Source organism: Snodgrassella sp. ESL0253 (genome assembly GCF_013344965.1).
GTDB classification, from domain to species: Bacteria; Pseudomonadota; Gammaproteobacteria; order Burkholderiales; family Neisseriaceae; genus Snodgrassella; species Snodgrassella alvi_B.
Genome location: NZ_JAAEDQ010000005.1, coordinates 41,570 through 59,342 on the forward strand (window position 1 = coordinate 41,570; position 17,773 = coordinate 59,342).

At 43.9% G+C, this 17,773-nt stretch carries 18 protein-coding genes and 1 pseudogene; 11 read left to right on the forward strand and 8 right to left on the reverse strand.

Annotation, left to right across the window (positions count from 1 at the left end):
- Positions 1–80: 80 nt before the first annotated feature.
- The 3 genes from GYX26_RS05450 to GYX26_RS05460 all read left to right on the forward strand — a co-directional run bounded on the left by GYX26_RS05450 (position 81) and on the right by GYX26_RS05460 (position 1,484).
- On the forward strand, positions 81–416 hold the full coding sequence (locus GYX26_RS05450) for a DUF2288 domain-containing protein (protein ID WP_174828430.1): 336 nt from the start codon (positions 81–83) through the stop codon (positions 414–416).
- Positions 417–460: 44 nt separating this feature from the next.
- Complete coding sequence (locus GYX26_RS11400) at positions 461–856, forward strand: type IV pilin protein (RefSeq protein ID WP_174828431.1); 396 nt, start codon at positions 461–463, stop codon at positions 854–856.
- Positions 857–1,055: 199 nt separating this feature from the next.
- Positions 1,056–1,484, forward strand: coding sequence for a hypothetical protein (locus tag GYX26_RS05460; RefSeq protein ID WP_100090273.1), 429 nt, complete (start codon positions 1,056–1,058; stop codon positions 1,482–1,484).
- Between the two features lie 104 nt (positions 1,485–1,588).
- On the opposite strand, the gene GYX26_RS05465 is transcribed toward GYX26_RS05460, so the two are convergent.
- Entirely contained in the window at positions 1,589–2,407 is an 819-nt protein-coding gene (locus tag GYX26_RS05465; protein ID WP_174828432.1) for an META and DUF4377 domain-containing protein, read from the reverse strand.
- 132 nt (positions 2,408–2,539) lie between these two features.
- Between GYX26_RS05465 and GYX26_RS05470 the strand changes: the two are divergent.
- A pseudogene (locus GYX26_RS05470) lies at positions 2,540–3,354 on the forward strand (competence/damage-inducible protein A).
- Between the two features lie 307 nt (positions 3,355–3,661).
- On the forward strand, positions 3,662–4,765 hold the full coding sequence (gene serC / locus GYX26_RS05475) for a 3-phosphoserine/phosphohydroxythreonine transaminase (RefSeq protein WP_174828433.1): 1,104 nt from the start codon (positions 3,662–3,664) through the stop codon (positions 4,763–4,765).
- Positions 4,766–4,910: 145 nt separating this feature from the next.
- On the opposite strand, the gene GYX26_RS05480 is transcribed toward serC, so the two are convergent.
- Both GYX26_RS05480 and GYX26_RS05485 read right to left on the reverse strand, forming a co-directional pair.
- Positions 4,911–6,221 (reverse strand): FAD-binding protein, encoded by a 1,311-nt coding sequence (locus GYX26_RS05480; RefSeq protein WP_202984286.1) that lies wholly within the window; start codon positions 6,219–6,221, stop codon positions 4,911–4,913.
- 1,031 nt (positions 6,222–7,252) lie between these two features.
- Positions 7,253–7,771 carry a TlpA disulfide reductase family protein gene (locus tag GYX26_RS05485; RefSeq protein ID WP_100113408.1) on the reverse strand — a complete coding sequence of 173 codons (519 nt, stop codon included), beginning with the start codon at positions 7,769–7,771 and terminating at the stop codon, positions 7,253–7,255.
- 277 nt (positions 7,772–8,048) lie between these two features.
- Here GYX26_RS05485 and arsC point away from each other — a divergent pair, with 277 nt between their 5' ends.
- The 6 genes from arsC to GYX26_RS05515 all read left to right on the forward strand — a co-directional run bounded on the left by arsC (position 8,049) and on the right by GYX26_RS05515 (position 13,812).
- The gene (gene arsC, locus GYX26_RS05490; RefSeq protein WP_174828435.1) at positions 8,049–8,405 is read left to right on the forward strand and encodes an arsenate reductase (glutaredoxin); all 357 of its coding nucleotides are present in this window, start codon (positions 8,049–8,051) and stop codon (positions 8,403–8,405) included.
- Positions 8,406–9,065, forward strand: coding sequence for a YdcF family protein (locus tag GYX26_RS05495; RefSeq protein ID WP_174828436.1), 660 nt, complete (start codon positions 8,406–8,408; stop codon positions 9,063–9,065).
- Between the two features lie 321 nt (positions 9,066–9,386).
- The gene (gene hemL / locus GYX26_RS05500) at positions 9,387–10,676 is read left to right on the forward strand and encodes a glutamate-1-semialdehyde 2,1-aminomutase (protein WP_174828437.1); all 1,290 of its coding nucleotides are present in this window, start codon (positions 9,387–9,389) and stop codon (positions 10,674–10,676) included.
- Between the two features lie 690 nt (positions 10,677–11,366).
- Entirely contained in the window at positions 11,367–11,654 is a 288-nt protein-coding gene (locus GYX26_RS05505; protein WP_174828438.1) for an acid-shock protein, read from the forward strand.
- Between the two features lie 128 nt (positions 11,655–11,782).
- Positions 11,783–12,445, forward strand: a complete 663-nt coding sequence (locus GYX26_RS05510; RefSeq protein ID WP_174828439.1) for a response regulator transcription factor — start codon at positions 11,783–11,785, stop codon at positions 12,443–12,445.
- Positions 12,421–13,812 (forward strand): ATP-binding protein, encoded by a 1,392-nt coding sequence (locus tag GYX26_RS05515; RefSeq protein ID WP_174828440.1) that lies wholly within the window; start codon positions 12,421–12,423, stop codon positions 13,810–13,812. Before GYX26_RS05510 ends, GYX26_RS05515 begins: the two co-directional genes overlap by 25 nt.
- 326 nt (positions 13,813–14,138) lie before the next feature.
- Here the strand turns inward: GYX26_RS05515 and upp are convergent, their stop codons facing one another.
- From upp to purN, 5 genes are all read right to left on the reverse strand, one after another.
- Positions 14,139–14,771 (reverse strand): uracil phosphoribosyltransferase, encoded by a 633-nt coding sequence (gene upp, locus GYX26_RS05520; protein WP_100090322.1) that lies wholly within the window; start codon positions 14,769–14,771, stop codon positions 14,139–14,141.
- 74 nt (positions 14,772–14,845) lie between these two features.
- Entirely contained in the window at positions 14,846–15,157 is a 312-nt protein-coding gene (gene grxD, locus GYX26_RS05525; RefSeq protein WP_100090284.1) for a Grx4 family monothiol glutaredoxin, read from the reverse strand.
- A gap of 18 nt (positions 15,158–15,175) precedes the next feature.
- Positions 15,176–16,438, reverse strand: a complete 1,263-nt coding sequence (locus tag GYX26_RS05530) for an RsmB/NOP family class I SAM-dependent RNA methyltransferase (RefSeq protein WP_174828541.1) — start codon at positions 16,436–16,438, stop codon at positions 15,176–15,178.
- A gap of 9 nt (positions 16,439–16,447) precedes the next feature.
- A complete protein-coding gene (locus GYX26_RS05535; protein WP_174828441.1) occupies positions 16,448–17,122 on the reverse strand; it encodes a DUF3108 domain-containing protein in 675 nt (224 codons plus the stop codon).
- Positions 17,123–17,139: 17 nt separating this feature from the next.
- The gene (purN, locus tag GYX26_RS05540; protein WP_174828442.1) at positions 17,140–17,772 is read right to left on the reverse strand and encodes a phosphoribosylglycinamide formyltransferase; all 633 of its coding nucleotides are present in this window, start codon (positions 17,770–17,772) and stop codon (positions 17,140–17,142) included.
- Position 17,773 lies beyond the last annotated feature (1 nt).

Genomic DNA, 17,773 nt, shown 5'->3' on the forward strand with positions numbered 1-17,773 from the left:
TACCCGAATCAGCCCTGAATAGGCATTTCGTTACAGGCGTCGATAACGGAATGCTTTTACTACCCATAATGTAAACAAACATGAAGCCAAACAATTTTATCCCCAGCGATGAACTACCATTAGAACAGAAAATCAATCTGGAAACTGCACGTATTAACTGGCATGAACTCCAACCTCATTTTGCCCGTGGCTGCTGTATTTATGTTGCACCAGAACTGGACTTAGTCAATATTGCACACATGATAGCTGCAGACGACAGCACAACCATTGCACTTTTGATACATGAAGGTAAAATTGGTAAAGTCAGCGATATCATGGCACAGCAGTATTTTGATTGTAACCAGCCAATGTGGGCTGTTGTGGTAAGGCCATATGTGCTGATCCAGCCAGACAATACTATTGTCGAAAGCAAGTAAGCCAAAAACATTAAAACTAATATTTAAAATAGAAAGAGAACGTCATGCAACGTCACAATCAGGGCTTTACACTCATTGACTTAATGATTACTGTCACCATTATTGCCATATTAGCTGTAATTGCCTATCCATCCTACAATAACTATGTAATTAAAGCTCGCGAACAAAATGCCCGTGCTGATATAGTGCGGAATGTCAATAAGCTGGAACGCTATTACGCTAAAAATAAAACCTTCAGTGGTTATGCGGATAACCTACTCGAACAAACTCAAAGTGCAAAATATTTTACGTTGGCAGGCAACTATCAACCCAGCACCTATCGTCTGGTGGCTACACCAACAGCAGCCAATAGCGGTGCCACTAGAGTGGTTATTTATGACAGTTTAAAGGGTATGTTATTGTGCGAGAATGCTCAGCAACAAGACTGCAATCCTTATTAAATCCACGTTCATGCATTTCAGATTACAACATATACTACTGAAAACCGTATAGTTTTCAGTAGTATATTTACTTTAATAACCTTACATTTACCTATCAAGTTATAATAATAGTTGAAAAATTACGAAAAGATTCAATATTTAACCTTGTAATCTCAAGCAAGTAATTAAGTTCTTGACAAGAAAAACAAAGAGCAGACATATGGAAATGCTGAAATCACTCCTGCTAATATCAACCACTCTAACACTGGCCAATTCAGCACTGGCGGCCAGCCATCGAAATATTGCTGATAATGATGGGCTTGATGATGCTGAAAGAATCATCATTCAGATGTACAACCAGCAACAGCAGATTGAAAGAGAAATCGACAAATTATCTGCATCGTTTTTTCAGGATGATAATCAGGTTAAGCTGTTTAAAAACTGTAAACAGCCAGAATGTCATCAATACAGTGAAACTTCAGCTTTCAGCCTCGACCCGAATCAAAATTTTACTTATCAGAATCAGATTAGTAGAGATGGTCTGACCAAATCTGTTACTCGAAGTGGCAAATTTAACCATCGCAAGAGCAAACAAACGTTGATACTGAATAATGCTGATGGCCAACCAGATGTGTATCTGCATCAATAAATTTCCAGAATCTCAGAATGACATTTATCTAGAAAATAGCAGATCAAATAAAAAGGCAATGAAAAAATCATTGCCTTTTTATTTAACTATTTATCAGGTAAATTTTATTTATGCTTGGATTTAGATGAATTCACTACAGAGCGTTCAATTATTTGATCCAATTTATAAACATACTGGCTGGCAGTAGCATCATCCGCAGCACCGGCCGGTTTTACCTCATAGACATTCAAGCGTAATACCTGATTTTCTGCCGGATTAAACTGCCAGCCATCAATCGTGCCGGCAAAATTACGCCATACACCAGTTTTAACCTTCACACCCTGATCATTATAGAAAATTTCACGAACTTTCAGGCATTGAGCTGAGCCATTATCCGTCTGACAGGTTTGTGTCTGCGGACTTATTTCCCAGAACACTACCGTAGGCTGGCCATACTGGGAAGTGGCTGTAGGCACACCACGCCAGAGCAGATGTTCGCCACGCCGATTTTCAATCCATAACTGCGGTTGAGCATTCTGGGCATTTTCAGTGTTAAGCAATCCGGCATGCAGTTTCTGCCCATTCATAAAAGCAATAATCGCTGCATCCTGTGCCATCACATCAGGTGCACAGGCCATCATGGTACTCATTGGTGCCTGAATTTGCATATCCTGCCCGCTTAGCTGGTAAGCAGAACCAATAGAATTACACCCGCCGGAAACATTTAGCCGCTGGCCAGCAAAACTCAGTTTCAAGGCTGAATTCGTCTTGAAATTAGCCAATGGCCGGCCATGTCGATCAGTAGCTTCTACTAGCTGCCATTCATAAGCGCCTAACTGCTGCACACTAGCAGCACGCATATTAACTTTATGGTCAGATGTATGTGCACAGGCAGTAAGACTGCCGGCAATCAGGGCAGTTACCACCATTTTTTTGATAGTCATAAGTATATCCTTGCTTAAACGACACAACACCTGCACATTAAAATAAATCTACGTATAAAACAACTATCATGTTTTATATCACTGCAAGATTGGCTATTATGCAACAGCGGCAACAAATTCAGGAAAATCAGCATGCAAATCGGTATTACTATTATCGGCGATGAAATTCTGAATGGTTCACGTCAGGACAGCCATTTTATTTTTTTCAGACAGTTACTTCAGCAGCACGGGCTATATATGGCCTGGGCGCAATATTTACCCGATGATAGGGCAATAATCAGCCGGCAGTTAAAGCAGTCATTTAAAGAAAAAATACCTGTTTTTGTCACCGGAGGCATAGGGGCCACACCAGACGACCATACACGCCAGGCCTGTGCCAATGCTTTAAACCTGCCATTAACACCTCATCCCGAAGCCCTGAAAGCGATTGAAGCCATTTCAGTCAAACATGGCGACACATTAGACAGCCCTGCTCATTTACAACGGGCAAAAATGGCGGATTTTCCTCAGGGAGCGGCACTGATTCCGAATCCGTTTAACAACATCGCCGGCTTCTCAATCCAAGAACATTATTTTTTACCCGGCTTCCCCAAAATGGCACACCCAATGGCTCAATGGGTATTAGACCAATATTACCGGCAGAGCTTTTTCCAATACAAACTGGCCACTAAAGCCGCATTAGTTGACGGCATACCCGAATCGCGAATTGCGCCACTGATGGAGCAGATTGAACAAAAATGGCCAAGTATCAAAACTTTCAGCCTGCCCACCATCCGTGATGATTTACCAGCTAATGAACAAATACATCACTACCGGCTCGAATTTGGTTTGAAAGCTGGGGTAAAGACTGCGCCACTCTGCCAGAAATCTGGGAAGAGGCTGTACAGAAACTGAAACAGCTTGGCGCCACCCATATCACTCCACTGGATAAAAGCAGTGAAGGCTGAATCTGCATCCGATATAGTGGATTAATATCAGGATAAATCCTGTAATTTATAGAAAAATTACCTGTTTAAATGCTAAAAAAAAGGGTTTAAAACTATATTCATCGTGCTGACAGGCTGAAAAAACCATACTTTTACCACTTTACATGCAAAATGGTTTTGTATTTGCGTTTCATTTGTCAAGCAACTAGAATTCCAGCAACTTACAGCAATATCTGGTTTAGCGGTTATCCGGATACCGGTATAGAGCCAGTCGATAGTGTACTAAACCCATCAACCGTACACCTTAGCAACAGGTATAAATTTATTCATGACAACACTGAACAAATACAATTTTTCTGCCGGTCCTGCAATACTGCCAGAGGCCGTATTACAAACAGCACAAGCTGAAATGCTGGATTATAACGGTATCGGCAGCTCAGTCATGACCATGAGCCACCGCTCAGATGCATTTATTAGTATTCTGTATCATGCCGAGCAAGACTTGCGTCAGCTACTGCATATTCCAGACAATTATAAAATACTGTTTATGCAGGGTGGAGCCAGTGCTCAATTCAATATGGTAGTTATGAATCTGGCCAATGGCTTTAAACGGGTTGATTCAGTCGTTTCCGGCAACTGGAGCCGGATTGCCCATAGCCAAATGGGCAAACTTTCCAATGCCGAAATACACCTGGCAGCACATGGCGGCGATTTGTATAACTACACCGACGTACCTGCTCCCGCAAGCTGGGACGTTGACCCAAATTCAGCTTTTGTCCACTATTGCATTAATGAAACCGTACATGGCCTGCAATACCGCGATATTCCCAAGCCAGACGGGATGCCGCCAATTGTGTGTGATATGTCGAGTGAAATTCTTTCACGGCCGATTAATGTTGCCGATTTTGGTGTTATTTATGCCGGTGCCCAGAAAAATATCGGTCCGTCAGGAGCCACCATCGTTATTATTCGCGAAGATTTGCTTGAACGCTGCTCCGAACGAATCCCCGACGTATGGAATTATCAGAGCCATATCAGCCGTCAGGGGATGTATAACACGCCCGCTACCTATCCGATTTATATTTCCGGTCTGGTATTCCGCTGGCTACAGGCTCAGGGTGGAGTGGAACAAATGCATGCCATCAATACCATGAAAGCTGAAACCCTGTATTCTGCTATTGACAACAGCAATGGCTTCTATACCAATAATGTGCAACAACATGCCCGTTCACATATGAATGTCATTTTCCATACCCCGGAAAAAGAACTGGATAAAATATTTGTTCAGCAAGCTAATGCTCATGGTTTATGTGCGCTACACGGCTATAAATCAATTGGTGGCATGCGCGCCAGCATTTATAACGCTATGCCCATTCAGGGCGTAGAAGCTTTGGTAAGTTTCATGCAGGAATTTCAGCGCCGATACGGCTAATTTCCCTGATTTTTTTCTTCAACCGGTGTAGCAGCAAGGTGCCACACCGGTTTTCAGTTTTATCCAGAATCAATCATTATTTTGCACTACAAATCATTAATTTGTACCTATTTTTTCTCTTAAAAGATGCAACTTCCGCCTTACCCTACTGAACAGTTTTAGGACGGTATCGATCCAACAGCATATTATTGAATTTATTTTCAGGGTCTAGCCGCGCTTTAAGTTTAAAAAACTGCTCTGCTTGTGGATATGCGCGCTGAAACTGTTCAGGAGTTGCATGCAACTGATAAGGTAAAAAATAACTACCGCCGTTTGCCAGTACAGCATCTATTAACTCTCGAGTCCAAATACCTACCTGCTCTTTACTGCGTCCATCAGTAGCCTGCTGATAATAAATAACAAAAGCAAATACCTCAGTTCTGGCCCATGCCAGCAGCGAACCGCTATCGGGATTTGCATGCCGAATAGAAATATTGACAACATTAGCCCGATGTTTTTTCAGGATAGCAACTAGCTCAGGATAAAAATCGTCAAACCGCTCTACTGGTATAAAATATTCTTCCAGAGCAAAACTTTTATTTTTTTCAGCAATAGGTTCCAAGCTGGCTACATCATAACTGGCCTCATAATTACGCCACATTACCGGTTGCTTTACATAATGCAGATCATCACGTAATTTGCGCAGCTCTTTGCCCAAATCAGATGCAGCCACAATTTTCAGTTTTTGTTCCTGCTTGCGTGAACGTTTAAAGGGCGGTCTTAACCTGCTAAAAATAGTTAGTGGTTCTTGCGTTTGTTCAAAAGTGACTACACGAACTTTTTTAAAATCAGGCGGATACATTATAGCATTGTGAAATATTGCGGTCTTATCAGAACGAACATGTTGAGAGAAGTACTGAGAATACTGTGTAATTGGCATCACTCTACTAATCCGTTTTACCTTAACATTATCAGCAAGCCGTAAAGTTACTTCCGTGATAACACCCAAGCCACCATAACCACCAATAGCGCCATAAAATATGTCCTGATTTTCTTGCGGAGTAGCTATTACTACCGAACCATCAGCCAATACAATTTTGAACTGCTCAACAGACAGAATAATAGGCCCTTCACCAATATAACGACCATGCACATTCACACCTAATGAACCGCCAATGCTGAAATTGGCATAGCTTTGCATGATTTTTACCGATAATCCATAAGGATCAATTAATTCCTGTACCTGACGCCAGCTTGCACCGGCCTCAATGGTTAACAGCTTCTGTTCAGGATTAAAAGCAATCACATGATTCAGCTTGCGTGTATCTATCTGGAGCGCACCCGGCATCGCCGTTTGTCCGCCCATGCTGTACTTGCCTCCAGCGATGCTGATTGAGCCTGAAGTGCTTTTAACCAGCTCGGCGACTTGTCGGGTAGATTCTGGCTGCACGACAGCAGCTACTTGCACTGGTGTCATCCCAGTAACATCATTTACAACCACGGCATGTGTTTTAAACGATAACAGCAGGCAAAGACAGCAGTACAACAAATTTAATTTTTTCATTATCAAGTAATATATATTCGATATAGCCAAAGCCAATTAGCAATTTTATCTGCGCTAAACAAGTAAATAAAAGATATATATTATCTACATTTAACAAAAATCAAATATTTTCATCCAATTGCAAAAAATTTAATGACTCTCGCTTTTACTTGATAATCTGAGTATTCACATAATCCATACTAATATCCTGATAACAGGCATGATGAGGTGAGTCAGATCCCCCCCTGCACCAGAAAATCTACACCGGCTTTTGCTACAGCCAATATTGTATCCGCATGCAGATTATCTAAAGCCTCAGTCTGACACTGTACTTTACACCTGCTTACTGCCTTGTGCGGTTTTTCTATCAGCATAACCGAACAACACTAAGCTGATACCTATACCCAATTCCTTGCGTATCTACTTCCACCGCTATCAGATGGCCAGCATCAACTTGGGCTTGACGCACAGTGGTCACAATAGCATTTCCGTGCCAAAGCAATATAATTATCTTTAAATTAAAATAACAACAGTAATTTCAGCTACAGCCCATTTCTTACTGCATAATTTGGAATTGCGTCTACGCCAGCACCACCACCGATAGCTGGTCACACTGATGTATCTCAACTGTATATCATTGATAAAACAGCCACCCATAGCAGACTGCATGGCACCAATCATCTGGCCAGTAATTCCTCCGCTTGAATGTGTTGTAATCCAACGGATTGCCGCCGCTGTTATTGCAGCACCACCACAACAATCTCCGGCGAAACCGCTAAATTTGGATATAAATCTGCCCAATTTCCAATAGCAGGAGCTTTTACCATCCGTACACACCGATTTGTATCCAAACAGCCCAATCTGAATAAACTAACACTGGAAACCCCGCCTTACTGCTGGAGCAAGCTGACCTTAATCAGCAAATAAACTGGGGGATGCATTTTATTCTTGACCGGCAAGAGAAGTTATATGTGAACTTTACGTTGCGCACACTGTTTTCTGGCTGCTTCAACTGCCTGATTAAGTCTGGCTTCAGTAAGCGAGCCCAGCAATGCCTGCTGAAACCCGCATCTGGGGGCCCGTACCTGTGTAAATGGTACACCACCAATACCATTGCCTAATTGCTTCATCCAGGCACGGCTATCCGTGCCGGTATAGCGATACAATGGATATCGTACAGGCACTCGCTGAGTAAAACGTTGTAAATTAGCATCAGTATCCAGAGCCACCCCTACCACAGCAACCGTACCTTTACCAGAACGCTGTTGCTGCTGATACCAGCGTGACAACATGGGCATTTCTTTCCGGCAGGGCGTACACCAGGTTGCCCAGATATTGACCACAAGTATCGGCTTATCCTTTGGTAAAACTGCAGCCTTACCCTGAGGCCAGCTTTGCAATTCTGCGGCCTGTAAACGAATACAACCTAAAAACAACACACTAAATAAAAATATTTTTTTTAAAAGCCCGGCTGACTGAGACATATCCTTACCTGAATATTACATTTTAATAGCATTAATTATAGAATACTTCATATATAATTTAGCAGCACAAATAATAGGGAAGCAGTTAGCTTTCATTTCTATTCTTCTATCCTGCAGCAATCCACTGAATTATGTAACTAAAATCAGATAATCCATTTACATCAATCACAAAAATCAGCTTAACCCTTAGAATCATTAATAATACTTGTCAAAATTGAAAGTTTCGTCCACACTTCCAATTTAGATTTTTCATTTCTTTAGAAGTTCAGGGATAATCATGACAAATACCGTCATACTGTACCACAACCCGAATTGTTCCAAATCACGCGCGGCTTTGTCCTTACTTCAGGTACGCAATGTCGACACCAAAGTTATCCCCTACCTGACCGAACCATTAACCGAAGCACAGATTCGCGTACTGAAACAGAAACTCGCGATTAACTCAGCACGGGAAATGATGCGCAGCAAAGACGATCTCTTTAAGCAACTGAATTTGCGCGAAGCCGATGAAGATACACTGATAGCAGCCATGGCAGCACATCCGATATTGATAGAGCGGCCAATAGCAGTAATTGGCGAACATGCCGCCATAGGGCGCCCGTTAACCAATATCGAAGCTTTACTTGAACAGTAAATGAACACCGGCACTAATTTTGGTTTCTGGTACTGTTTGCGTAGCGTTATCGTTGCCGGCAGCCTTTTTGTCGGAACCAATTTTGCCATTAGTGTTGCTACAGTCTACCAATTCAGCCGTCCGCAAGTACTTAGTGAGGCCGATGCAGCAATCGTACTTGGTGCAGCAGCATGGGATAAACGCCCGTCTCCGGTTTTTCGCGAACGCATTAATCATGCTATCAATCTGTACCGTACCGGCAAAGTAAAAAAAATTTTATTTACTGGTGGCAGCCCCAAGAGTGGTTTTATGACTGAAGCCGCAGTTGGCCGGCGCTATGCAATCCGCCACGGCGTAGATGCCAGTGATATTATCTACGAAAACCATTCGCGTGATACCTGGCAGAATCTGGTTAATGCACAAGCTATTGCCGAAGATAATGACTTAAACAGTTTTATCATCGTCAGCGACCCCTATCATCTGGCACGTGCCGACTTTATGGCACGTGATCTGGGTTTGAATGTTCAGGTTTCGCCTACCCCCACTACCCGTTATACCGCCACTCAATCTAAATTGCGTTTTCTGGTACAGGAAAGCTATACACTTATGATGTATCAATGGGTAAAACTTCTGGCACATTTTCCGCAGCTTATCCATAAGTTACACACCAGATTCTTGTAATTATTTCGAATTCACTATCTTCCTGTATAAACTTATTCAGAAATCCCCGCTTTGACAGAATCAGCACACTTCACCTTTTATTACAGTTATTTATAAACTGAAATCTGTTACAGCAAATTTCGCAAGGCTAAATAACTTCACAACTACTTCTCCCTGTATGTCATAAAAATACCGGTAAGCATAGGCAGTCATTTTTTCCATACCCGACAATACTGGCTAAAAAACCACCAAAGGTCATTAACCCTGTCGGGCAATCGATAGTATGATTAATCCCTGACATCGAATCATTCGACATATTTACTATTAGCAAAGGCTCAAATCATGGATCGAAACCAGCAACTCTTCGAACAGGCAAAAGCCATTATTCCGGGCGGAGTGAATTCCCCAGTACGCGCTTTTGGCAGCGTAGGCGGTATTCCCCGCTTTATTAATAAAGCACAGGGAGCATATGTATGGGATGAAAACCAGAATCGTTATATCGATTATGTTGGTTCATGGGGGCCGGCTATTGTCGGACATGCGCATTCAGAAGTAGTTGCCGCAGTGTGTCAGGCTGCTGAAAAAGGCTTGTCTTTTGGTGCGCCCACTGAGAATGAAATCCGTATGGCCGAGGAAATTCGCCATATTATGCCCAGCATGGAGCAAATCCGTCTGGTCAGCTCCGGTACGGAAGCCACCATGAGCGCTATTCGTGTGGCCAGAGGCTTTACTGGACGCGACAACATCATCAAATTCGAAGGCTGTTATCATGGTCATTCCGACAGCCTGCTGGTTAAAGCCGGTTCCGGTCTGCTAACTTTCGGCCATCCCAGCTCAGCCGGTGTGCCTGAAGACTTCAGCCGTCACACTCTGGTTCTGCCTTATAATGATGTAGAGGCACTGCAACAGATATTTGCCAGCCAGGGCGACAGTATTGCCTGTGTGATTGTTGAGCCGATTGCTGGCAATATGAACATGATTCCGGCCTCACCAGAGTTTGTTCAGGCGCTGCGCACCCTTACTGAACAGCACGGCAGCGTACTGATTTACGATGAAGTGATGACCGGTTTTCGTGTTGCTCTGGGCGGCGCACAGTCAATTCATGGCATCAAACCCGATTTAACCACCATTGGCAAAATCATTGGCGGTGGTATGCCTGTTGCTGCTTTTGGCGGTCGCGCAGACATCATGGCCTGTGTTTCACCATTAGGTGCGGTTTATCAGGCAGGTACACTATCCGGTAATCCGGTATGCGTGGCAGCCGGACTGAAAACACTGGAAATCATACAGCGCCCCGATTTTTACACCACCCTAAGCGCACGCACGCAAGAACTCAGTAATGGACTGGCAGCAATAGCCCATGAAGCCAATATTCCATTCAGTACTCGCAGTATCGGTGGCATGTTTGGCTTTTACTTTACCGCCGAGCTGCCAAATTGTTTTGCAGACATGCAGCACTGCAATCAGGTATTGTTTAAAGCGTTTTTCCATACCATGCTGTCACGCGGTGTGGCATTTGCGCCATCCGCATATGAAGCCTGTTTTGTTTCCGCTGCTCATAGCAGTGAAATCATTGCCGATACCCTCGGTCTGGCCGCAGAAGCATTTACCGAAATTGCACGCACTGTCTGAATATAATAATTATTACCGGCGTACACCTCATTTGGGGCAGACGCCGGTATTTTTTACCAGCTCAGCAAACCAACTTTAACTGATAGCCATGCATTTCCAGTATTGCTTTTCTGTTCAAGCACAACACACCCGTTTTTTCATATTACTGAATCTATAGCGCTCTACTTATTGAACGCAGTACTTAATTTATCGGTCAATCACGCTGATAGAGTTTCTGACTAGAATACCTCCTGAGCAAGCCGCTTGATAAAGTGCGTACACACAAAATTTGTGTCATTGTTTGCCATCGACACTCTCGTTATTTACTGCAAGTCATCAATCCAGTTTACTTATATCCAATTGTCATAACTATAAATTATCTATTTTTCTACCTTCTTCCTTGCCTACCCTTTTAAATAGTGATTCACAGCAAATTTGCTTTTTACCGCCCTTACATTTGTTGCAGTCATGTTCATATCCATGATTTTTCTGCTATATTTTCAGTACAGTCAGTTCTTGGCAATGGCTTTAAATTTAAAGAATAAAATTAACAAAACCATAAAATATAATAGATATATTATTATATAATTACAAAAAATTAACAATAAAAAACAATTAACTAAGTCTCGCCTAAGTATTTAGAGCCATACTGTGCATTAACAAGAACCGAGATGGTTATTGTCCCAAATTACTTTTTAATGGAGATCTGTCATGAAAAAAATTACTGCTGCTGTTGTAAGTGCTATTTTCGGTTTAACTGCTGCTGCTTCTTTTGCCGCTCCTGTTGCTGCAACTACCACTACTACCACTAACACTTCTGCTTCTACCACATCCGTTAAACCAACTACCACTTCGGTTAAACCTGACGCCAAAGTTGTTAAACCAGCTGCGAAAAAAACTCACGTAAGAAAAGTACATGCTAAGAAAGCCCATACCAGAAAAGCAGATGCCAGCATGACTACTACCAAGCAAACCACCACCACTACTGAAACCAATTAATCAGCCAGCTGGTTAACATTAGAAAAAAACCGTTTCAGGAACACTGAAGCGGTTTTTGTTATCATAGACATCTCTAAGCCTGATTTCATACAGGCTGCTTATCAGTCTATGTGGAAAAATGTTAACCCATGCGAATTCTACTTCTTGAAGACGACAAAATGATTGCAGAAGCGCTAAGCGACATGCTTCATGGTGCCGGTTTTGCTGTCGATTGCGTTACAGACGGCCTAGCAGCAGAAAGTGCATTACAACCAGATATCTACGATATTGCCTTACTGGATATCGGTGTACCCAAACAGGATGGCTTAAGTGTGTTGCGCCACCTGCGCGCCAAAAACAGCGATTTACCCGTCATCCTGATTACTGCCCGTGATACCGTAGAAGAACGCATTAATGGTCTGGACAGTGGTGCCGACGACTATGTGATCAAACCATTTGCTCCTGCTGAATTACTGGCCCGTATCCGGGCTTTATTGCGCCGGCGCAGTGGACATGTCAATCCTGTACTGAGCAATGGCGTTATCACATTAAACCCGGCCACCAGAGAAGTTAGCGCCAATGGTCTGGTTACCCGCCTGTCAGCACGGGAATACGCTCTGCTTTACAGTTTATTGCTGCAACCGGGTACCATACTGTCCCGGCAGGAACTGGAAGAAAAAATTTATGGCTGGAATGAAGAAGTGGAGAGCAATGCCGTGGAAGTGGTCATTCATGGAATTCGCAAAAAGCTCGGCAGCAATGTCATTAAAAATGTGCGAGGACTGGGATGGCTAGTGGATCGACGCGGATAGTATCATCACTACAATGGCGTTTATTATTGGTTTTAACCATCGTGGTCACCTTTATCGCCATTATTGGTGACATTCTTGCCTATCAGACCGCTTTTCGAGAAACTCAGGATTTGCAGGATGCACAACTGGAACAGATTGCGCACTTACTTGACCCGCGCAGTGCCATATTGCGCAGAGATAAACCAGAAGACCTCAACTTTCCCGAAAGCACCAGAACACTGCCCAAACCCCGTATTCTGGCACAAACCCTTGATTCACCCTATCTCAATATCCTGATGGGTGATGACAATGCTGTACAGAATCTGCAGCAACTACAAGATGGCTTTCACAACTTTACCACCGTAGCCCGGCACTGGCGGGTTTACATCCTTAGTCGCGAACACGAACGCATTATTGTTGCCCAGCGCACAGCATACCGTAATCATATTGCCAAAGACAGCGCACTGAGTGTAGTGTGGCCATTTCTTATTCTTATGCCTATCTTATGGCTGTTTACCGCCATCTGGATTCGCCGCCTGTTCCGGGCAACACAGGAAATGAGCACCGAATTAACTGCACGTAATGCCAATGATTTATCACCACTGGATACCAGGCACGTACCCACTGAAATCCGCCCTTTCATCACCGCACTAAACCGTCTGTTCAGCCAGCTACAGGCTGCAATTGAACTTGATAAAAAATTTATCAGTCATGCAGCACATGAGTTACGTACCCCCATCACTGCACTTACCATACAGATAGCCCGTTTTGACGAACCAAATTTAACTATTCAGGAACAGCACAAACTTATTGGTCAGATCAAAGCCGGTATAGCACGCACCGAACAACTGCTTACCCAACTATTATCCATGGCCAGAGCACAACATCAGCAACAACAGCACCTTATGCCGAATAATGTCTGTACTGCCTTAATGCCCTTACTACGCGACCTGATTGCAGAATTACTTCCTCTGGCTGAACAGAAGCAGCAGAACCTGAGTGTCGACATCGGTGAACACATCAAACTGCCCATCAGCAGCAATGATTTACAAACCATTCTGAAGAATATTCTGGTTAATGCCATCAAATACACACCCGCTAACGGTCATATATGTATTCAAACCAGACCAACCACAGACAACCGGCTGGCTTTATGGATAGAAGACAGTGGCTATGGTATTTCTGAAACTGAACGAAAGCTGATATTCGAACCGTTTTACCGCATTCTGGGCAATAATGAAAACGGCAGCGGCTTAGGACTGGCCATCGTTAAAACCCTGTGTGACCAATGGCATATAACCATTCAGCTGGCAGACTCAAACCTGATAAATAGCCAACATAAGCCGGGACTGGCTGTTGGGCTGATATTTAACATCTGTAATCAATAAATTCAGACAAAACCCTGCCATTTACACCGGTTCATGTTCATTAAAACCAGATAGCATCAATAACAACCTTTGTTTTCCCCTAAACGGATACAGAATAAAAACTTAAATACTCATTGACCCAAGCAATACTCAAAATATTTATCTGCAAGGCTGATTGCAATCAGATAACTGGTTAGATAGATTTCTGCACATCACTCCGCAAGCCAAACCTGATTTTATTAAACATAAATTAAAAAGACAGAAGCCCATATTGAGCATTCTGTCTTTTTAAATTGGCAAATTTTTCCCTGTCCACCAACAGACTGATTTAAAAACCGGCCAGTAGCTTACCAGTGTTTGGTACCAAAAATTTTGTCACCGGCATCGCCCAGTCCGGGGATAATATAGCCATTATCGTCCAGATGATCATCCAGAGCAGCGGTATAGATTGTCACATCCGGATGTGCTTCATTAACCGCTTTAACGCCTTCCGGAGCTGCTACCAATACCAGTGCCTTAATATCCTTGCAACCCTTTTTCTTGAGCAAGTCAATGGTTGCATTCATTGAACCACCGGTAGCCAGCATGGGGTCAATAATCAGTGCCGGACGTTTATCCATCTGACTGACAAATTTTTCAAAATAAGGTACCGGCTCCAGCGTCTCTTCATCACGCTGCAAACCTACTACGCTGATTTTAGCCGTAGGAATTAAATCCAGTACCCCATCCAGCATACCCAGCCCGGCGCGCAGAATAGGCACCACAGTAACAGTCTTGCCTTTAATCTGGTAAGCATCAATCTCACCACACCAGCCCTGCATTTTGACAATCTCTACATCAAAATCGCGACTGGCCTCATAAGCCATTAACCGTGCCAGTTCTTTTGTCAGCGTGCGAAAACGATAGGTACTGCAATCCTCTTCACGCATCAATGACAGTTTGTGCTTCACCAGCGGATGGTCAATCACATTGATATTCATAGCCTGTTCCAAAAATAATTCCTTTAACACTTAAATCAAAATAGTTAGCGGGAAATTCCCCGAACAGAATTCAGTCAGACAGAAGCCAGTAAAGTCTGCAATTCACCTGCTTCATACATTTCCAGCATAATGTCAGAACCACCAACAAATTCACCTTTTACATACAGTTGCGGAATCGTTGGCCAGTCAGCATATTCCTTGATACCCTGACGGATATCATCATCTTCGAGCACATTAACAGTATAGAAATCCTTCAAGCCGGCCGCCTGCAAAATCTGCACAGCACGGGATGAAAAACCACACTGTGGAAACTGTTTTGTCCCTTTCATGAACAACACAACCGGATGTTCGGTAACAAGTGTTTTAATTCTTTCCTGAGTACTCATGTACATTCCTTATTTCATTTACTTAATGCGTGTTAGCACAGCGGCAAAAAAGCCGTCTGTATGATGTTCACTGGTATTCAACTGCAAATAATCACCCTGCATGGATGGCAAAGCAATACCCTTGAGCAATGTATGTACCGGCTCAATATGCCAGCCTGTATTGGCTGCCAGAAAATCATTTAACGGCTGCTGATTTTCAGCCTCCAGAATACTGCAAGTAGCATATACCAGTCTGCCACCCGAGCGTACCAGAGCAGAAGCAGCCTGCAAAATCGATCGTTGCTGTTGCTGCAATGCCTGCACATTGTCACCACTCTGACGATATTTTAAATCAGGATTGCGCCGCAAAGTACCCAGCCCGGAACAGGGAGCATCCACCAAGACACAATCTGCCTTACCTTTCAAGCGGGCAATACGCGCATCATGTTCATTATCAATGCGTTGCGGATGGATATTGGTCAAACCTGCACGCACCATACGTGGTTTCAGATTAGCCAGACGTTTTTCGGCCACATCCAGCGCATACAAGCGTCCGCTGCCTGCCATCATCGCGCCCATTGCCAGAGTCTTACCGCCAGCACCAGCACAGAAATCTACCGCAATCTGCCCACGTTTTACACCAGTTAACAGAGCCAGTAACTGGCTGCCTTCATCCTGTACTTCCAGCACTCCATCCAGAAACAACGGGTGACGGTTTAATGCCGGCTTATCATACAGCCGGATTCCCCATGGTGAATAAGGAGTAGCTTCTGCGCGTAAGCCTTCTGCCTGTAGCGCAGCCAAAACCTTATCACGTTTACCTTTCAGGGTATTAACCCGTACATCCAGCGGCGCTGCCTGCATCACACTGCGGCCATAAGCGATAATCTGATTCTCATCCCAGTCCTGCTGCTGCAAACAATCAATCAGCCATTGAGGCAGCTCGGCAGCAGTTGTCAGCGTAGCAGCAAAATCAGACTTGTGCTGCTTTAATTCAACCAGCCACTGCTTCTCTTCAGCATCACATAAGCTTTCTACAGCATGAATACTTAAACCGCGCCCTAAAACCAGCGCCGCCAGAGCAGCACGGCGTGGCTTGTTATGAGGTCTGGGCAGCATTTTCTGGATTTTCTGCAAGTGACGAATAGTAGCAAATACAGTTTCGGCTATTTCATGCCGGTCACGTACACCCAGCTTGCGCTGGCGCCGGAAAAAGGTCGACAACACAACATCTGCCGGCTGTCTGAACGTTAACACCTGAGCCAGAGCAGCAGCTGTCAAATCAAGTTGTTGCGCATTTATCATAATTTCTTAAATAGCCTTCCCGTCAATTTGGCCACCTTTCAGTTGCAGGGTATAAACCTTACCATTATCCATATAGCTAATCTGTACCGGAATATTCTCAAACTGAGGCGCAAAAGCATATTCCACCACATCATCACCACGACTGATACTGTACTGGCTGATATCAATTTGCCGGCCATTAACCAGTAATTGTGCATTGCCACGACTACGAACTGCATCCAGCAGGTAAACTTTTTTACCATTAGTCAGATAAGTATTTGCGGACAATTTACCGTGATTAAAGCCCAGTTGCCAGCCAAGTGCAAACATATCATATACCGGTCCGTTTACCGCCATATGCTTACTGGCCTCAGAAACCTTACCATAATCAATACCCTGTTCAGTAAAGCGCGCCTGTGCATAAGGTCTACCGAAGCGACTATCCGTATAGGAAAGCGGATTCAGCGTAGAACCATTTACCGTACCGGTAGAAACAAACTGCATCTGGTAAAAAATCAGATTAATTTGGGTATTAATCCGGTACTGCTCACCTTGCTGTACAAAGTCCATGCTTACCGGCAAACCATAACTGTCTACAAACTGCAATTGTGCCCGTTGCGGCAAATCGGCAGCCCGTGTTACTGGTAGCAATAGTAAACTTACCCAGACAAGCAATATATCCAGCCAGAATTTTACTTTCATACTTCTCTCATAGCATACTAATTTTTCAGGAAAACCGAATCATCTATATCAGCCACAGACAAATTATTAACTCGATTCCCCTCTACAACCAGCTTGCCAGCAACAAAATCAGCCACTGCCTGTGGCAATAACTCATGCTCAACCCGCAATACCCGCTGCGCCAGAGTATCAGCAGTATCATTACCTAGTACAGGCACAACGCCCTGAACAATAATCGGGCCGCAATCTAGTTGTGCAGTGACAAAATGAATGGTACATCCTGCTATCCGGCAGCCACTGTCCAGCGCCCGCTGATGCGTATGCAGTCCGGGAAATGCAGGCAATAAAGATGGATGAATATTAATCAGCCTGCCGGCATAATGTTCACAGAATTCAGGCGTCAAAATACGCATAAAGCCTGCCAGCACCACCAGATCCGGCTGATAGGCATCAATCCGCGCCATAAGAGCGGTATCAAACGCTTCACGACCGGCATAATCCTGATGGCAGATTGCCTCAGTGGCCACACCATGCTGTGCAGCCCACTGCAAACCAGCTGCATCAGCCCGATTACTGATTACCGCCACCACTTCTGCCTGCGCAATATTCGCCTCTACCACCGCCTGCATATTACTGCCACGCCCAGAAATCAGAATCACAATTCTTTTCATA